Below are 17,868 nucleotides of genomic sequence, written 5' to 3'. Positions count from 1 at the left end.
ATTTACATCAGTTGGCCATCAAAGCTGCAGCGAGTTCCTTCAATGGCACGTTGGTGTCGGCTAATTGTTCAGCCGTCGGCGACAGCCCTTCGGTCACGAACAAGCGGCCTTGGACATAATCTTTAGTCGCGTTGACGCAATCGAGCGCAATGACTTTTCCGGCTTTCAGATACACCACCGAGAAGCTGCGGGTGTCAGGGTCGCCGCGCAACACCATGGAATCATAACCCGCGCTGATGCCGACCGTTTGAAGGCGCAAATCATATTGGTTGGACCAGAACCATGGCACGGCATGATATTGCGTCAGCTCACCCATAAGGCTTTTGGCTACCGCATTCGCCATATCATTCGCGTTCTGGACCGATTCAACACGCATAACGTTGCCGCCTGCAAAATCATTAGCATGGGCCGCGCAGTCGCCAATGGCATAAATGTCCGGTAAGGACGTCCGACAATAGGCATCAACATCAACCCCTGCCCCGCCAGCGGCACCGGCGGTTAGCAATGGCGCAACTGCGGGAATGATACCTATGCCGACAATCACCATTTGGGCGGGGATCACTTCCCCATCCGCCAAACACACACCGGTGACGAAATCTTCACCTTGTACGCCACTAATCGCAACGCCCAAGCGTACATCGACGCCATGCGCGCGATGCTCCGCCTCGTAAAAGCGCGATAAAGGCTCGCCAGCAACCCGCGCCAAAACGCGGTCCATTGCCTCAAGCACTGTGACTTTCTTGCCCATTTTACGGAGCACAGCCGCGGCCTCAAGTCCGATATACCCGCCGCCTACAATCGCAATCTCAGCGATATCGTCGAGGCCGTCCAGCATTCCATCAACGTCAGAACGCGTCCGTACCACATGCATTCCAGGCAAATTGCCGCCCTCAACAGGCAATGGCCGCGGACTACCGCCCGTCGCCCAAATCATCTTGCCATAGGAAATAACCGCTCCGTCAGACAGGCTCACATTATGGGCAGCTGGATCGACCGCCTCGACGCGCGATCCCAGAATCATGTCTACCCCGCGTTCGTCCCAAAAAGCCGCTGGCCGTATCATGATACGTTCAAAGGCTTTATCTCCCGCGAAATAGTCTTTCGACAAAGGCGGACGCTCATAAGGATATTCAGGCTCAGCGTTCACCACGCCAATGCTGCCTTCATATTTGGCCTGCCGTAACGCAATCGCGGCCTGGGCACCGCCATGGCCGCCACCAACAATAAGAATATCATAATGCATTAGTGAAGATTCGCTCGCTTAAAAAACATCCGATGAGCGGTAAGCAAAAGGTCGCCCACTGGCTAGTCCTATGCTTGCAGCACATGCAATTAACTGGCAGAGCAAGGCCATGACAAGCATGACATTAGACTTTGCCCTTGGCGATAACGCCGACATGATCCGCGAAACGACCAAGCGTTTTGCCACCGAGAAAATCGCGCCGCTCGCAGCCAAAATCGACGCGGATGACTGGTTTCCTCGAGATGAGCTGTGGCGCGCCATGGGTGCGCTTGGCTTGCATGGCATAACCGTTGATGCGGCCGATGGCGGCCTTGGCCTTGGCTATTTGGAGCATGTTGTCGCGGTTGAAGAAGTCAGCCGTGCTTCTGCCTCGATTGGCCTGTCCTATGGCGCGCATTCCAACCTCTGCGTTAATCAAATCGCCCGTTGGGCGAACCCAGAGCAAAAGGCGAAATATCTACCCAAGCTGATTTCGGGCGAACATGTCGGCAGCCTTGCCATGTCCGAAGTGGGTGCCGGGTCGGACGTTGTGTCAATGAAGCTGAAGGCCGAAGCGGTTCAAGGCGGCTATATCCTGAACGGCACCAAATATTGGATCACTAACGCGCCTTATGCTGACACTTTGGTTGTCTATGCCAAAACCGCACCGGAGGCTGCGTCGCGCGGCATTACCGCGTTTCTGATTGAAAAAGGCATGGAGGGTTTCTCCATTGGCCAGAAAATTGATAAAGTTGGGATGCGTGGTTCGCCCACGGCGGAACTGGTGTTTAACGACTGCTTCGTATCCGAAGAACAAATGATGGGTCCGTTGCATGGCGGCGTTGGCGTATTGATGTCGGGTCTGGATTATGAGCGTGTGGTGCTCGCCGGGCTTCAACTTGGCGTGATGCAGGCCTGTTTGGATGTGGTCTTGCCGTATGTGCGCGAACGCAAGCAATTCGGCAAACCCATTGGCAGTTTCCAGCTTATGCAGGCGAAGGTCGCGGACATGTATGTCGCGCTCAATTCCGCCCGCAGCTATGTCTACAATGTGGCGCGGGCTTGTGACGCGGGGCAAACGACGCGCTTTGATGCGGCGGGCGCGATTCTGCTCGCCAGCGAAAGCGCGGTTAAGGTCGCTGGCGAAGGGATTCAGGCGCTTGGCGGCGCTGGCTATACCAAGGATTGGCCCGTCGAGCGCTATTGGCGCGATGCCAAATTGCTCGACATTGGTGCGGGCACAAATGAAATTCGGCGGATGCTGATTGGCCGGGAGCTGATCGGAGCGGCAGAATGAGCGCGTGGATCGGTCCCCTTTTGTGACGGTTCGTCCTGTCCTGGGTATTATCGCCTGCAACCGCATGGTCGGCAGCGAAGTCGCCCAAGCCGTCATGAACCGCTATATTCGCGCGGCTATGACCTATGCCGATGTAGCGGCGCTGATTATCCCTTCCCTGCCCGACCTGATGACCGCCGCCGACGTCGCGCCGCGCATAGACGGCATATTGCTGACGGGTAGCCCATCGAACGTCGCAACCCGGCTCTATGGCGAAGAAGGCGGCGACGGACCTTATGATGACGGTCGGGACGCAATTGCGATGTCGATGGTCGACCGCATGATTGATGCGCAAAAGCCCGTATTTGGCATTTGCCGAGGCTTTCAGGAAATCAACGTCGCTTTGGGCGGAAGCTTACGCCGCGACACCAGCGTTAATGACACCCTCCTTCGCCACCATGCGCCGGATGATGTCCCGTTTGACGCAATGTTTGACCATCGCCATGCGGTCGAACTTAACGATGGCGGCATATTGGCGAGCGCTTATGCCAAAGGCGCATTGAACGTAAACTCGGTCCATTATCAGGGGATTGGTAGGCTCGCCGACGGCCTAAATGTCGAAGCCCGCGCGCCTGACGGCTTGGTGGAGGCCTATAGCGCACGACCCAACGGCGCGCCGTTGCTCGCGGTGCAATGGCACCCCGAATGGGGCACAGAAAATGATCCGGATTCGCAAACCTATTTCCACCTTTTGGGAAAAGCGTTAAGAGGTAATCTGTGAACACAAAAGTGACCCGATTTAATCGCTATCAAGCGCGGATAGGCTTTTCGCCTTAATGCATCCTCACCCTAGCAAAGGCTGGGGGGCTATCGCGCGTCTCGAAACAAACCGCGAGACGGAATAAGCACCAGCCAAAGATGGTGCGACGAAAAGACTGAGGGACATAGACATGCCACGCAATTACGACATCGCTGAACTACGCCGTTTGGACATCGCACATCATTTGCCTGCGCAAGCTGATTGGCAGGAAATTGAGGATTTGGGGGGCAGCCGGATCATCACTCATGCCGAAGGCTGCTATATTCACGATGGCGATGGAAACCGCATATTGGACGGCATGGCTGGCCTGTGGTGCGTTAATGTAGGTTATGGCCGTGACGAATTAGCCGAGGTCGCGCGCGAGCAAATGCTTGAGCTGCCATATTATAACAGCTTCTTCAAAACCGCGAACGCCCCTGCCATCATGCTGGCGGACAAGATTGCCAGCCTAACAGGTGGCCGCCTGCCACATGTATTTTTTAACAGCTCCGGCTCCGAAGCCAATGACACGATTTTGCGCATGGTCCGCCATTATTGGCAAGTTAAGGGCGAGCATAGCCGCACGATCATGATCAGCCGCCATAATGCCTATCATGGCTCTACGGTCGCAGGCGTCAGCATGGGCGGCATGAAGGTGATGCATGGCCAAGGCTTTCCAGCACCAGGCATACTGCCAATGGCTGGCATAGAGCATGTGCGCCAGCCTTATCATTATAATGAAGGCCGCGACATGACGCCGGAAGATTTTGGCACTGCATGCGCGCAAGCGATTGAAGACAAGATATTGGAAGTCGGTCCCGAAAATGTAGCCGCCTTCATTGGCGAACCCGTACAAGGCGCTGGCGGTGTTATCATTCCACCTGCCAATTACTGGCCGCAGGTCGAAGCGATTTGCCGAAAATATGGGATACTTTTGGTCTGTGATGAGGTCATCTGTGGCTTTGGTCGTACCGGCAATATCTGGGGCCATGAGACCATGGGCATCCAGCCCGACATCATCGCCATGGCCAAGGGCCTATCGTCAGGATATCTGCCTATCTCCGCCGTTGCGGTCAGCGCGGAAATCGTAAAGGTAATCAAGACCGGCGGTGATTTCGTCCATGGATATACCTATTCGGGTCACCCGGTCGCGTCCGCCGTTGCCCTGCGCAATATCGAGATCATGGAACGCGAAGGTCTGGTCGACAAGGTTCGCAATGAAACTGGGCCATATCTTGCCAAGGCACTGGCACCATTACGCGATCATCCTTTGGTCGGTGAAGCGCGCTCCGTTGGTTTGCTCGGCGCGATCGAGGTTGTTGCGGACAAGGCAACAGGCGCGCGCTTTGGCGGTGCGGAGGGCACAGCAGGGCCGCTCGTCCGCGATATTTGCATCCGCAACGGTCTGATGGTGCGTGGCATCCGCGATAGCATCGTGATGTGCCCGCCGCTGATTATTAGCCCCGCCCAAATTGACGAGCTTGTCGGCATCATTCACAAATCGCTGGATGAGGCGGAGCCAAAATTACGCGCAATTGGGTAACTATTCCGGTTACCTAGAAAACAACTTCCGACCTTTACCAAGGACATTTTATGAAATCACATATGCTTAAGTGCGCCGCATTTGCTGCTATCACCCCCGCCCTGCTCCTGCAATTTGCACCTGCACAGGCCGCTGCGCCAGTTGCGGTTAAGCCCAAGCCGCCCGTACTTTCGTGCGCGACAACAACAGCCGAAGGCCTGTCCTACACTGTCATCAAGCCGGGCAAAGGTGAACGGCCAAATGCCGAATCCAAGGTCATAGTGAATTATAAAGGCATGCTGACCGCAGACGGCACCGAATTTGATTCCGGTCAAGCAGCTCAATTCCCCGTTGGCGGCGTCATTCCCGGGTTTGCACAAGGCCTACAATTGATGCAAGCTGGCGGCAGCTATCGCCTCTGTATCCCTGCGGCATTGGGCTATGGCGCAGCGGGCACTGGTCCCATCCCTGCAAACGCCGATCTGGTATTTGAAGTTGACCTTCTCTCCTTCACTAACCCGCCACCAAAACCCATCATTCCCGCCGCCGAACGCACATGTAGCAAAGCCACCGCATCCGGCCTCGGTTTCGAAATCGTGAAATCCGCCGCGGGTAGAAGTCCAGCCGATGGCGACATGGCTTTGGTCGACCTCACCGTTTTTGACGCGTCAAAGGGCGTTGTGCAGCAAAAAAGCGAATGGGAAAAAATCCCGTTGAGCCAAGTATCGCCGATCTTCCGAGAAAGCCTGAACATGATGTCCATCGGGTCAACTTACCGCTTTTGCATGCCTAAAGCCCCCAACGGATCGCCAGAAAGCAATATCATCGTCACGTTGATCGATTTGAGGCCAGCATCAAGCGATGACAATTGAGGGCCAGCCCCTTAGCTCAACAAAACAACCGGGCTGTCCGCGCGCCAGTGCATGCTGACCTTGTCATCCCAAGTGAAATCTTCTTGGTCATGGCGGGACAGGTTGGGGCGGCTGACGCGGATGATTTGGCCGCCCTCAAGTTGAATATCATATAAAGTGACATCGCCAAGATAGCTCATGCCCTTAATCGTACCGCGCGCGAGATTGTGGCCGTCTGGCGCATCTTGCGCGGCGGCACGGACGGCTTTGCCCGCACCGGGGACATGTAGATAAATTTTTTCAGGCCGCAACGCGATCCAGACATTTGCTCCATGGGGGCCGGTGACACCGTGGTTCAGGTAAACCTTACCAAGGCCCGGGCAATCGACGGCAGCCTTATCGGGCTCATCCAGCGTCAGCGTGCCTTCAAATATGTTCACCGAACCCACGAAATCCGCAACAAAGCGGTTGGCGGGATATTCATAAAGATCCGATGGTGGCGCGAGTTGTGCGACTTCGCCTTTGTTGATCACGGCAACACGGCTTGCCATTGACAGCGCCTCGTCTTGATCATGGGTGACCGTCACGAAGGTAATGCCGACTTTGTCCTGCAAATCCGCCAGTTCGAATTGCATTTGCGCACGCAATTTGGCGTCGAGCGCGGAGAGCGGCTCATCAAGCAACAATACCTTGGGCCGCATGACCAAGCTGCGTGCGAGCGCAACCCGCTGCCGCTGCCCGCCTGACATTTGGTCGGGCATCCGGTCCTCAAATCCGCCAAGTTTTACCAGTTCAAGCGCCTCGGCCACGCGGTCGCGAATCTGGCCTTTCGATACGCCCGATATGCGCAGGCCATAGCCCACATTATCGGTCACGTTCATATGCGGAAACACGGCGTAGCTTTGGAACACCATGTTCACGGGCCGCTTGTTGGGCGGAACATGGCTCATATCCTGTCCATCGATCAGGATCTGCCCCTCAGTCGGCAATTCAAACCCCGCGATCATCCGCAACAAAGTTGTCTTGCCGCAGCCCGAAGGACCAAGCAGAACGAAAAATTCGCCTGCGCGAATGTCTAGACTGACATTGTCGACCGCCGTTACCTTGCCAAAGCGTTTGGACACATTGCGGATTTGAATGATAGGTTGTTTGGCTTCGGTCATATGAGTGTTCCGCAGGCGGCGGTGCGCATCTCAATGGGCGTCCGATATACCCTTCAAACCCTGATATTTCAGAGCGATGAAGGTCAGGGCTACAGTGAGGACGATGAGGATAGTCGACGCGGCATTCACCTCTGGTGTCACCGAGAAGCGTACCATGGAATAGACCTTTACCGGAAAAGTAATGGTGTCGGGACCGCTGGTGAAAAAGGTTATGACGAAATCGTCGAGGCTGAGCGTGAAGGCGAGCAAGGCGCCTGCCACTAAAGACGGCTTTATATGCGGCAGCAGGACGTCGCGAAACGCCTGCCACTCCGTCGCGCCAAGGTCCTTTGCGGCCTCTTCCTCTTCCTTGTTGAAACTCGCCAACCGCGCGCGGACGACCATGGCAACAAAAGGAAAGCAGAAGGTGATGTGCGCAATAGTAATGGCCGACAGGTTCAACGGCCATGGCAGGTCAGTTGGCCAGTCGATTTTGGCAAAGAAGATCAAAAACGCGACGCCCAAACAGATTTCAGGAACGATGATAGGCAAAGACATCGTGCCTTCAACCAGCCCCTTGAACGGAAAGCGGAAGCGCCAGAGCATCACGGCAGCTAGGGCGCCTATGACCAGGCTGATGATGGTCGCCAAAAACGCGATGGTGAGCGAATTGACCATTGCCTCCACCAGACTGTCATTGTTCAGCGCCTTTTCATAATATTTGAGCGTGAAACCTTTCCACACGACGTTGCGCTTGCTGTCGTTGAAGCTGAAAATCATGAGGACGATAAGCGGCGCATAGAGGAACAGCATGGTCAGCCCCACCCAGCTGCGCATCCAAAGCTTGCGGGTGTATTCAAGTGGAGCAATGGCGGTACGGTTAAACATCAACGCGCCTCCTTCACTTTGTTCGACCGCATAGATTGTAGCGCAATCAAAATGAACATTGCGTAAATGAGCAAGAAGGACAAAGCCGCGCCAAACGGCCAATCATTGGCGCGCTTGAACTGCCGTTCAATAACATTTGCAATCATCTGGCTATCGGTGCCGCCCATCAGGTCGGGCGTCAGATAGGCCCCGAGAGCCGGGATCAGCGTAATCATGACGCCTGCAACAATACCCGGCGCGGCGAGAGGCACCACGACCTGCATAAAGGTTTTGAAATGGCCTGCTCCTAAATCAAGGCTGGCCTCAATCAGGCTTTTGTCCAGCCGGTCGAGCGCCGAATATAAGGGCAATACCATGAAAGGCAGATGCACATAGACCAGCCCCAATACGACCGCGAAATTATTGTAGAGCAACTGTACGGGTGTCCATGCCTCAAGCGGTTGCATACCGACCAAAGTACGCAACCAGCTTGCCCCCTCCCACAGCCCGCCCAGTCCCTTGTTCATATAACCATTCGTACCCATCAACGCCATCAGCGCGTAAGTGCGGATCAACAGATTAGTCCAAAAGGGCAGCATGATACCCAGCAGCAGCCAAGGCCGCCATTTCGGTGCGGCAAAGGTAATTGCCATAGCCACCGGAAAGCCAATGATCAGGCAAATCAATGTTGTGAGCGCGGCCACCGCAAGGCTTTTCAGAAAGATTGAAAGATACAGCCACTCGGTCGCGCGCTTGTAATTGTCGAGCGTGCCGGAAATATCAATGTCGGCTGGACCAGCATTCTGCCCAAAGCTGTAGAGCCAGACGATCGTCATGGGCGCGATGAAAAACAGGGCAAGCCAGAACACCGGTGCCGTGGCAACGGCGGCAAAAGGCTTCTTCTGGCTTTTCCAGTCCTGCATCGGCCCTGACATTAATTAAGCCGCCCGCACGCGGGTGAACGCCTCCTCATATTTCGGCTGTAGCTCTGGATTGAATTTGGCATATTCGCATTTCGCCAGAACAGCCGCGGGCGGGAAAATGACTGGATTATTTTTATAATCATCGGGCATCAGCGCCTTTGCCGCCGCATTTGGCGTTGGATACAGGATCGTTTCGGTAATCTTTTTACCGGCCTCAGCATCCAACAAATAGTTAATGAAGGCATGGGCATTTTTTGGGTGCGGCGCACCCTTTGGAATGCACAGATTGTCCGAGTTCAACTGGCTACCTTCCTTGGGAATGGCAAAGCCAATGTCAGGGTCTTCTGTCATAATCTGCGCAATGTCGCCATTATACTCAAGCACAAGATCCACCTCGCCCTTCAGCAATAGATCCTGTCCATTGTCTTCATGGAAGGATTTGATGTTGGGCTTTTGCTTGATCATCATCGCTTCAATCATTTTGATATCGGCGTCGGTCAGGCCATTGACCGATTTACCCATATATTTGCCATATAGCCGGAACATGTCGCCGGCCTCGGACAGCACCGCAATGCGGCCCTTATATTCATCGCTGTCGAATAGGACTTTCCAGCTATCGGGCACCGACTTCACCTTGGACTTGCGATATCCAATGCCAAGCGCCAGCCATGTGTACGGCATGGAATATTTGCGCGCCGGATCATAAGGCACATCCTGATACTCAGGCGCGATGTTCTTGAAGTTGGGGATCTGCGCCTTGTCGATTTCAACCAACATATCCGCTGCGGCCATGCGCTCAACAAAGTCGTTTGATGGCACGATAACGTCATAGCCCGGGTTGCCTGCGCGCAGCTTGGCAAATAATTCGTCATTGCTGGCGAACAAGGTCATGTTCACGTCAACGCCGGCGCTGTCTTTGTAATCTTCCAACGTGGTCTCACCAATATAGGTGTCCCAGTTATAAAAGTTCAGCTTGGCCTCTTCGCCATTGGCAAGCTTTGCAGCTTCTTTCTCGCCGCATCCAGTGAGCGCACCGGTTAATGAAAATCCGACAGCCGCAACGCCCATGCCCTTCAACATGGCGCGGCGATTGCTACCCGCGTTCAAAAATGTCTTGAAATCCATAGCTAATCTCCCACTAAGGCCCTGTCTGTGAAGCGATGATGCTGAACTAATATCCAGACTTAGAAAAGCCCTTTTTTCCATGTTTTGCGGCGCAATTTAGTTACGATACATCGCAATTATTTTGCACCGCAACATAACTATTTGGCGCGCGGGGTTGCTTCTGCATCAACCGCCGCTTGAACTGCTTTATAAAAGGCTTCCCGCTGTACACCGACCGTGTTGGGGTCCGTTGCCTTGGGCCAGTTACTGTTCGATGCGATGACAAGGTTACGCTTGGGGTCGATGAAGATACCTTGCCCGAAAATGCCTTGGGCGGCGTAACTGCCATCGTCATAAGTCCACCATTGATAGCCATAGCCCTTACCCGGCATACCGATGTCGGCCTGCTTGCTAGTCGCTGGCGCGATCCAGTTGTCGGGCAAGATGCTTGCGCCGTTGACCTTCGCGGCGCCCAGCATGAACACGCCAAAACGTGCATAATCACGCGTTGATGCCTGAATACAGCAACCGCTGATCTCGTGCCCAGTCGCACCCAAGAGCCAGCTTGCGTCCTGCTCCATGCCAAATGGCGCCCATAGCTTCTCGGACAGATAAGCGGATAAGGTCTTCTTCGTCGCCGAGCTGACCAACACGCCGATTAAGTTGGTTTCGCCGGTTTTGTAGACCCATTTGGTGCCCGCCGGCGCCTCACGCGGCAAATTCCGCATGTAGCTAACCGTCACGTCCATGCCTTTTTCGGCCTTATGCATGTTAAACAAAGCGACATCGGACTTGGGGTCCTCATAATCCTCATTCCATTTGACGCCGGAGGTCATCGTCAGCAATTGTTCGATAGTTACGTCATCATAAGCCGAACCCTTCAGATCAGGGATGTAAGCCGAAACCTTATCATCGATGCTTTTGATATAGCCGTCTTTTATCGCCGCGCCGACCAAGGTTGAGGTGAAGGATTTCGCGACAGAGAAGCTGGTCCATTTGCCCTCTGCATCAAAATCCAGACCATATTTTTCCATCCGCACTTTGCCATCCTGAATAATGACAAGTCCCGCGGTACGCTGCGCCTTCATATACGCATCGACGTCCGTCTCGATCGTCAGCGGCGCGCCATTGGGTAAAGGATATACCTTGTCACCTTTCGCAATCACATTAGCTTTGGCAAGGATGGGAATTCGGTCCATCGTGCGAAACGCGGCGTCGCGTTGCTCTACGCTCCAGAAAAGCACATTAGCGTCCGTGGGTAGATGGGAGATGAGCGCTTTCATATCCTTGTCCGCGCTCACCCAGAAACCGCCCGCTGCCGATGCCATGACCAGCAAAACCCCGAATATCCATTTTTTCATCCTGCTCCCCTAATTTACTCTGTGCCTTAAATGGCCTGTACGACAATGATGCCGCCGCCGCTAAACTCATGGTCGCAGTACATCAGAAAATAGTGCCAAAGCGAAGCAAATTCATCATCAAAACCGGTTGGTAAAATTCATTGCACAAACGACAGCAATCATTGCGAAAGACCATAACGCGCCTTATGTATATAACACACGCCCGCTAGGGGCTGGATTTCTCGGCAATTTGTCAAATGGAGGAACTCGTTAGATGCGTAAAACTTATTTGAAATTTCTTCTGGTGCCCGTTGCTGCGGCTTCGTTAGCAGGATGCGGTATTAATAGCGTTCCGACGGCTGAAGAAAATGCCAAGGCAAAGTGGGCTGATGTTCAAGCCGCGTTTCAAGAGCGTGCGAACCTCATTCCCAACCTAGCCAATATCGTCAAAGGCGCTGCCGCGCAGGAAAATAAGACGCTGACGGAAGTGATCCAGGCGCGTGCGCGCGCGACCTCGCCCAACATTCAGGTCAACCCTAACGACCTAAGCGATCCTGCAAAAATGGCCGCGTTTCAGGCGGCACAGAATCAATTGTCGGGTAGCCTGTCGCGCTTGCTCGTTTCGGTTGAACAATATCCACAGTTGAAAAGCCAGGAAGGCTATTTGAAACTCCAGGACCAATTGGAAGGTCAGGAAAACCGCGTGCGTATTACGCTGCGCGACTATAATGAAGCGGTGCGAGGATATAACACCACTATCCGCACATTCCCCGACATCATTGGCGCAAAAATCATCCACGGCGCAAAGCCGATGGTTCCCTATCAAGCCACAACACAAGGTGCCGAGACCGCACCGACGCTGGATATGGCGCCCGCGGCCTAAGGCCAATTTTTGGAATTGCATATGAATAAGGCCCTTGGCCTCATGATTGCGCTGCTGCTGGCCCTCACCGGCCAAGCAGCAGTTGCGCAAAATTTTCCGAAACTGACAGGCCGTGTGGTGGACCAAGCAGATCTGCTTGATCCACAGCAAGAGGCCGCGCTTACGGCCAAGCTGGCAGGACTGGAAACCCGCACTAAGCGCCAATTGGTGGTGGCAACGCTAAGCAGCCTCGAAGGCTATGAGATATCCGATTATGGCTACCGGCTTGGTCGGGAATGGGCATTGGGTCAGGATGGAAAGGGCGAGGCGGAGAAGGACAATGGCGCGATCCTGATCATTGCTCCCAATGAACGCAGAATGCGGATCGAGGTGGGCTATGGCCTGGAACCCGTGCTGACGGATGGTCTATCCTCGACGATCATTCGCAATGATATCACGCCACGCTTTAAGGACGGAGATTTTGTCGGCGGCATCAATGCAGGCGTTGACCGCATTGTCACGCAACTTGAACTTCCCGCTGAAGAGGCAGCAAAGATCGCCGGCGCGGCGCAGGAACCGCGCGGGCGCGATGAGGGCGGTCCTTTTGGCGCGATCATCTTTGTGCTGTTCCTCATCTTCTTCGTATTCCTGCCGATGTTCCGTTCCATGAATGGGGGTGGGCGGAAGCATCGGCGCGGCGGCATGGGGCCAGTCATCATCTGGGGTGGTGGCAGCGGCTTTGGCGGTGGCGGCAGTAGCTTTGGAGGCGGCGGATTTGGTGGCTTTGGCGGCGGAGGCGGCAGCTTCGGCGGCGGCGGGGCGTCGGGTGGCTGGTAGGATATTTTAATATGGCATTACGTAAAATCAGCCAGATGAGCCCAGCCGACCATGCCCTGGTGACAGCTGCGGTTGCAGAGGCGGAACGACACACAAGCGGCGAAATCGTAACCATTGTGACGGATTTTTCCGACCATTATGACGATATTCCCTTGGCATGGGCCAGCGCCGTCGCGTTCCTAGCGTTGGCGACATACGCGACCTTTCCTGACTTTTACATCGGTCTGATTACCCGTCTGTCTGGTGCATGGGGTCATGAATATTCGACGGGTGAATATCTTGCCCTGCTTTTGACCGCCGTTGCCCTGAAATGGATAGGCACATGGTTCATCCTGAAATGGATGCCTTTACGTCTGGCGCTCACGCCCAAAGCGATAAAGCTGGCACGCGTCCGTCGCCGGGCCATGAGCCTGTTCAAGGTCGGAGCGGAATCCAAAACGATGGGCCGAACGGGCGTACTTTTGTATCTATCTATGAAAGAGCATCGCGCGGAAATATTGGCAGATGAAGCCATCGCTTCCAAAGTTGCGCCAGAGGTTTGGGGTGACGCGATGGTTGCCTTGCTGGATCAAGTGAAGGCCGGAAATCCGGGCGCTGGCGTTGCGGCGGCGGTCGCACAAATGGGTGTCGTGCTAGCGGAACATTTCCCCAAGGGCACCGAAAACCCCAACGAACTTCCCGACAGGCTTATCGAATTATGATGCCACAAGACGAAGCAGAAACCGTGATGTGGCAAGGGCGCTTCATCACGGCAAAGACGCGCGGAAAATGGGAATATGTCAGCCGCGCCCGCGGTATCAAGGCTGCGGTGATCTTAGCGATGGAGGATGACCATGTTCTGCTTGTCGAACAATATCGCGTTCCGCTTGGCGCAAATTGTATTGAACTGCCCGCAGGTCTAATTGGTGACCATGAAGAAGGTGAGGACACGCTGATGTCCGCCGCCCGCGAACTCGAAGAAGAAACCGGCTATCGTGCAAACCATTTGGAAATCGTCGGCGAATATTTTTCCTCACCTGGCATGGTCAGCGAAAGCTTCTCACTCGTCCGTGCGCGCGGTCTAACGAAGGTGAGCGATGGTGGCGGCGTTGATGGCGAAAATATCATAGTCCACCGCGTTGCCTTGGCCGACTTGCCGGGTTTTGTTCAGGAAAAACGCGCGGGGGGCTGCGTCATGGACGTCAAGCTGCTGATGCTGCCCGGTATGATCGCTTAACGGAAATTATCCGCATAAGCCTGAAGCTTCAGCGTTTTAGGCGGTGTTGGGATGAAGGTCGCGGCAATGCCCTTTTTCTCAGCATAAGCGCGCGCTGCGTCTAAGCTTGGGAAAGTCAACTGCACCTGTGCTTGCGTATCGCCTGATCCCGCCCAGCCCATAAGCGGGTCCGCTTTGCGGGGTTCTGCGGGCACATATTCCAGCACCCATTCGCGGCGTCCACTGCCCGACTGCATGGCATTTTTGGGGCGTTGAAAGATACGGGCGGACATATTGTGTTTCCTGACGGTTAATTCGCCACCGCCTTGCCCGAACAGCATCTGAGTCGTCAAGCGTTGCGGGGTGTGTCGCGCGCTTGTGCTTTTTTGGTCTTAAGGCTGGCGACACTTTCCCATGGTGCGTCGGGCCAGTTATGTTTGGGGTAACGACCGCGCATTTCTTTGGCCACATCACGCCAACTTCCGCGCCAAAATTCGTGCAAGTTGCGCGTGGTCTGAATAGGGCGACCTGCAGGCGAGGTGAGGCTCAGAACGAGCGGTATGCGGTCAACGCCCACCACCGGGTGCGTATCAAGGCCAAACAAAGCCTGCACGCGCAATTCGACCGTTGGCCCAGCTTCGGCAGCGTAATCGATATCATGCGCGGTTCCGGCGGGGCTTTTGAACAAAGTCGGCGCGATCTGATCAATGCGAGTTCGCACGTCCCATCCGAGCAAATTGTCGAGTGCTTGCGCCAAGGCCGATGGCGCAACATCACGCAAGCGATTCACCTTACCAAGCAAGGGCAGAAACCATTGTTCCGCGCTGTGCGCCAACGCTTCGTCGCTGAGCGCTGCAATACCGGCAAACAGCGCGCGTTCCCGAAGTGCACGTGCCGAGGCCGACCATGGCAGTATGTCGATTCCTAAGTCTTGCACGGCGGCCAACAAAGCGGAGGCAACCGCTTCAGGATCAGGCTTTTCAACACGTCCCTCGCTCAACACAATCGCACCAAGCCGCCGCTGCACGCGCGCCTCCACGCGGTCGGCATTTTTGTCGTAGGACAATGTCTCCTGACTGGTGATCCGATGTGCAAATCGACCCATAATTTCCGCTTCGGTCAACGCCGCTGCCGACAATATACGCGCGCCCGATGCCGCGCCTTGCAGGTCGGCTACGGCAATCCATTCCGCGCTTGCGAAAGGTGATGCCGCGTCAAGCTGAAGCCCGCGACCCATCGCGCTGATCCATTTCTCGCCCTTGGCATCGCGACGCTTCGCAATGCGCTCAGGAAATGCTGTGGCGATCAACCCGCCGATGCTCAAGGGATCGAGCCCGCCTTTGCCCACACACAGCCGCGCAATGCGCTGCGCCAGCTTGCGTGCCGCTTCTGCCTTTGCCCCGCGTTCCCGCGCGAAGCGTTCGTAGCGGGCATCAATGTCCTCACTTTTCCCGCCCAAGCCGCGCTCTTGCAACAGGACTGCCAAAATCGCTGCGTCCTCTGCTTGCCCGCTATGGGCCGCGGTCACGACCATATGCGCAAGGTTCGGCGGTAGAGGCAGCTTGGTAAGCGAGGTCCCGTGCGGCGTGATGCGGCCTTGCGCGTCCAACGCGTCTACCGACTTCAACAGCTTACGCGCTTGCTGCACGGCAGCGGCAGGCGGCGGATCAAGCCAACGGAGTTTTGCAGGATCATTCTCGCCCCATCGCGCGCAATCGATCAACAACGGCGCAAGGTCGCTCTCCAATATCTCCGGAGGATCGAACGGCGGTAAGCCACCATTGCCCGCCTCCTCCCACAATCGATAGGCAACACCTGCTTGTTGCCGCGCCGCACGCCCCGCGCGTTGGGTTGCGGCAGACAGGCTTGCCCGCTCCGTTATCAACCGCGTGACGCCAGCCGCCTGGTCAAAGCGCGCGCGCCGTGCAAGGCCGCTGTCAACCACAACACGCACGCCATCGATGGTCAGGCTGGTCTCGGCAATGTTTGTGGCGAAAATGACCTTGCGGCGGCCTTGCGCGTCGCGGCGGACCGCAAGCCGTTGGTCCGCTGGATCAATTTGCCCATGCAGCCTGTGCACGACGATATCAGGACCGCAATCACCCAATGTGTCAAATGCGCGGTCAATCTCACGCACGCCGGGGAGGAAGGCCAATATATCACCCTGCTGCTCCGACAGCGCCTGACGCAATATGCGCACCATGTCGGTTTCAATCTGCAGTTCGGTCCTGCGGCCGACATAAAGATATTCCAGAGGCCATCTTTTGCCTTCGCTTTCCAGCACAGGCGCGTTGTCCATCAATGTCGAAAAACGCGATCCATCCAGCGTTGCTGACATTGCCACTAAGCGCAGATCGGGCCGGAAAGCCGCTTGCGCCTCCAACGCCAGCGCGAGCCCGAAGTCGCTATCGATGCTGCGTTCATGGACTTCGTCAAACAACACAGCCGAGACCCCCGATAATTCGGGGTCGCTGATAATCCGGTTGCGGAAAATGCCCTCGGTCATCACCAATATGCGGGTGTCAGGGCCATGTTTGCTATCGAGCCGCGTCGCATAACCAACCCGCCCGCCGACCGTTTCGTCCAAATTTTCGGCTATACGCTCCGCCGCCATGCGCGCAGCCAAACGGCGCGGTGACAGCAGCAGGATCTGGCCGCTGCAATATGGTTCTTCCAACAAGGCTGGTGCAACCATAGTGGTTTTACCAGCGCCGGGCGGGGCAATCAGAACAGCGTTGGGCGCCGCGCGCAAAGATGACAGCAAATCGGGCATAACCGCCATGACCGGCAATGCTTCGGACATGTTCAGCGCGGACGGCACCGCTGCGTCCTTCAATATGCGCGGGCTATTGCGAATTCCACAGTCTCAGTCAGCGCAGATTTGGCCTCGCCTGCGGGGAAATGTGCAATCGCATCAATCGCGCGCTGACCATAATGCCGCGCCCGATCCAAAGTATCGTCAATGGCACGATGCGTGCGCAACAATGCACAGGCATGCACCAAATCTACGTCGCTCACACGATTGCCAAGCATCGCGTCGCGCCAGAATCTCTGTTCTTCGGCGTTGCCACGGCAATGCGCAAGGATAACTGGCAGCGTAACCTTGCCATCGCGGAAATCGTCGCCACTATCCTTGCCCATGGTTGCGCCGTCGGAGACATAGTCGATGGCATCATCGACAAGCTGGAACGCAATGCCAAGATTGCGGCCAAAGGCATCCAACGCCATTTCCTGCGTCTCCCCGCTTTCGGCGACAACCGCCGATATCCGGCACGCTGCAGCAAATAAGGCCGCCGTTTTTGAGCCAATGATATCGAGATACTTTTCTTCCGTCGTCGAAATCTGGCGCTGTGCGGTCAACTGGTTGACTTCACCCTCTGCGATAACCGCCGACGCATTTGAGAGGATTTTAAGAACCTTGAGCGAACCATCCTCGACCATCAACTCAAAAGACCGGCTGAACAGAAAATCGCCAACAAGCACAGCCGCTGGGTTGCCGAAAATCAGGTTCGCAGCGGTCTTGCCGCGTCGCATATCGCTGCCATCGACAACATCATCATGCAGCAAGGTCGCGGTGTGAATAAACTCAACGGCAGCGGCCAATTTGTGATGACGATCGCCTGGATAATCCAGCAACTGCGCGCAGGCCAAAGTGAGCATTGGTCGCATTCTTTTGCCGCCGCCTGCTATCAAATGGCCAGCCAGCTCGGGGATTAACGGGATTTCGGACTGCATGCGATCCAGAATGACCGCATTGACCTTATTCATGCCCAAAGCGACCAATTTCAGAATCGGATCGAGCGAAGGCGCCTGATGTCCGCCGATTTTATGGATAGTTGCAGTCATAATGCGCACGCTGTGACGCGCGCAGCGTTGATAGGCAAGTGCAAATGGCGTATTTTTGCTTGTCCGTTGCGGTCAATATCGG

17 protein-coding genes are annotated in these 17,868 nt (G+C 55.5%); 8 read left to right on the top strand and 9 right to left on the bottom strand.

From position 1 onward, the window contains the following. Positions 1-7 precede the first annotated feature (7 nt). Positions 8-1,243: an FAD-dependent oxidoreductase gene (locus tag Q0O33_RS05285; protein WP_295497022.1), complete on the bottom strand. Its 1,236-nt coding sequence runs from the start codon at positions 1,241-1,243 to the stop codon at positions 8-10. Between the two features lie 109 nt (positions 1,244-1,352). Between Q0O33_RS05285 and Q0O33_RS05280 the strand changes: the two genes are divergently transcribed. The 4 genes from Q0O33_RS05280 to Q0O33_RS05265 all read left to right on the top strand — a co-directional run bounded on the left by Q0O33_RS05280 (position 1,353) and on the right by Q0O33_RS05265 (position 5,691). Continuing rightward, on the top strand, positions 1,353-2,519 hold the full coding sequence (locus Q0O33_RS05280; protein WP_295497020.1) for an isovaleryl-CoA dehydrogenase: 1,167 nt from the start codon (positions 1,353-1,355) through the stop codon (positions 2,517-2,519). A 4-nt stretch (positions 2,520-2,523) separates the two neighbouring features. Continuing rightward, positions 2,524-3,279 (top strand): gamma-glutamyl-gamma-aminobutyrate hydrolase family protein, encoded by a 756-nt coding sequence (locus Q0O33_RS05275; RefSeq protein ID WP_295497017.1) that lies wholly within the window; start codon positions 2,524-2,526, stop codon positions 3,277-3,279. Positions 3,280-3,448: 169 nt separating this feature from the next. Continuing rightward, entirely contained in the window at positions 3,449-4,840 is a 1,392-nt protein-coding gene (locus Q0O33_RS05270) for an aspartate aminotransferase family protein (protein ID WP_295497014.1), read from the top strand. 50 nt (positions 4,841-4,890) lie between these two features. After that, positions 4,891-5,691, top strand: coding sequence for an FKBP-type peptidyl-prolyl cis-trans isomerase (locus Q0O33_RS05265; protein WP_295497012.1), 801 nt, complete (start codon positions 4,891-4,893; stop codon positions 5,689-5,691). An 11-nt stretch (positions 5,692-5,702) separates the two neighbouring features. Here the strand turns inward: Q0O33_RS05265 and Q0O33_RS05260 are convergent, their stop codons facing one another. The 5 genes from Q0O33_RS05260 to Q0O33_RS05240 form a co-directional block, all read right to left on the bottom strand. Continuing rightward, entirely contained in the window at positions 5,703-6,833 is a 1,131-nt protein-coding gene (locus Q0O33_RS05260; RefSeq protein WP_295497009.1) for an ABC transporter ATP-binding protein, read from the bottom strand. A 30-nt stretch (positions 6,834-6,863) separates the two neighbouring features. After that, the gene (locus Q0O33_RS05255; protein WP_295497006.1) at positions 6,864-7,700 is read right to left on the bottom strand and encodes an ABC transporter permease; all 837 of its coding nucleotides are present in this window, start codon (positions 7,698-7,700) and stop codon (positions 6,864-6,866) included. Beyond that, positions 7,700-8,614 carry an ABC transporter permease gene (locus Q0O33_RS05250; RefSeq protein ID WP_295497003.1) on the bottom strand — a complete coding sequence of 305 codons (915 nt, stop codon included), beginning with the start codon at positions 8,612-8,614 and terminating at the stop codon, positions 7,700-7,702. Before Q0O33_RS05250 ends, Q0O33_RS05255 begins: the two co-directional genes overlap by 1 nt. Positions 8,615-8,617: 3 nt before the next feature. Continuing rightward, positions 8,618-9,727, bottom strand: a complete 1,110-nt coding sequence (locus Q0O33_RS05245) for a spermidine/putrescine ABC transporter substrate-binding protein (protein ID WP_295497000.1) — start codon at positions 9,725-9,727, stop codon at positions 8,618-8,620. Positions 9,728-9,864: 137 nt separating this feature from the next. Next, complete coding sequence (locus Q0O33_RS05240; RefSeq protein WP_295496997.1) at positions 9,865-11,067, bottom strand: serine hydrolase; 1,203 nt, start codon at positions 11,065-11,067, stop codon at positions 9,865-9,867. A 253-nt stretch (positions 11,068-11,320) separates the two neighbouring features. Here Q0O33_RS05240 and Q0O33_RS05235 point away from each other — a divergent pair, with 253 nt between their 5' ends. Genes Q0O33_RS05235 through Q0O33_RS05220 form a run of 4 tightly spaced genes read left to right on the top strand, consistent with a single transcriptional unit; the run spans position 11,321 to position 13,961 of the window. Next, positions 11,321-11,929 (top strand): LemA family protein, encoded by a 609-nt coding sequence (locus Q0O33_RS05235; RefSeq protein ID WP_295496995.1) that lies wholly within the window; start codon positions 11,321-11,323, stop codon positions 11,927-11,929. A 21-nt stretch (positions 11,930-11,950) separates the two neighbouring features. Continuing rightward, positions 11,951-12,745, top strand: coding sequence for a TPM domain-containing protein (locus tag Q0O33_RS05230; RefSeq protein WP_295496991.1), 795 nt, complete (start codon positions 11,951-11,953; stop codon positions 12,743-12,745). A gap of 11 nt (positions 12,746-12,756) precedes the next feature. Further along, entirely contained in the window at positions 12,757-13,446 is a 690-nt protein-coding gene (locus tag Q0O33_RS05225) for a hypothetical protein (protein ID WP_295496988.1), read from the top strand. Then, a complete protein-coding gene (locus tag Q0O33_RS05220) occupies positions 13,443-13,961 on the top strand; it encodes an NUDIX hydrolase (protein ID WP_295496985.1) in 519 nt (172 codons plus the stop codon). The genes Q0O33_RS05225 and Q0O33_RS05220 overlap by 4 nt, the downstream gene beginning before the upstream one ends. Here the strand turns inward: Q0O33_RS05220 and Q0O33_RS05215 are convergent. From Q0O33_RS05215 to Q0O33_RS05205, 3 genes are read right to left on the bottom strand one after another with little or no spacing between them, the layout of a single operon-like run. After that, a complete protein-coding gene (locus Q0O33_RS05215; protein ID WP_125229865.1) occupies positions 13,958-14,233 on the bottom strand; it encodes an ETC complex I subunit in 276 nt (91 codons plus the stop codon). The genes Q0O33_RS05220 and Q0O33_RS05215 overlap by 4 nt on opposite strands. Before the next feature lie 56 nt (positions 14,234-14,289). Beyond that, the gene (hrpB, locus tag Q0O33_RS05210) at positions 14,290-16,743 is read right to left on the bottom strand and encodes an ATP-dependent helicase HrpB (RefSeq protein WP_295497161.1); all 2,454 of its coding nucleotides are present in this window, start codon (positions 16,741-16,743) and stop codon (positions 14,290-14,292) included. Positions 16,744-16,772: 29 nt separating this feature from the next. After that, positions 16,773-17,786, bottom strand: a complete 1,014-nt coding sequence (locus tag Q0O33_RS05205) for a polyprenyl synthetase family protein (RefSeq protein WP_295496981.1) — start codon at positions 17,784-17,786, stop codon at positions 16,773-16,775. Between the last annotated feature and the right edge of the window lie 82 nt (positions 17,787-17,868).

The organism is Sphingorhabdus sp. EL138, from assembly GCF_945862485.1.
Lineage (GTDB): Bacteria > Pseudomonadota > Alphaproteobacteria > Sphingomonadales > Sphingomonadaceae > Sphingorhabdus_B.
Note: the sequence above shows the minus strand (reverse complement) of the source record. Positions and strands in the feature narration are given on the sequence as shown.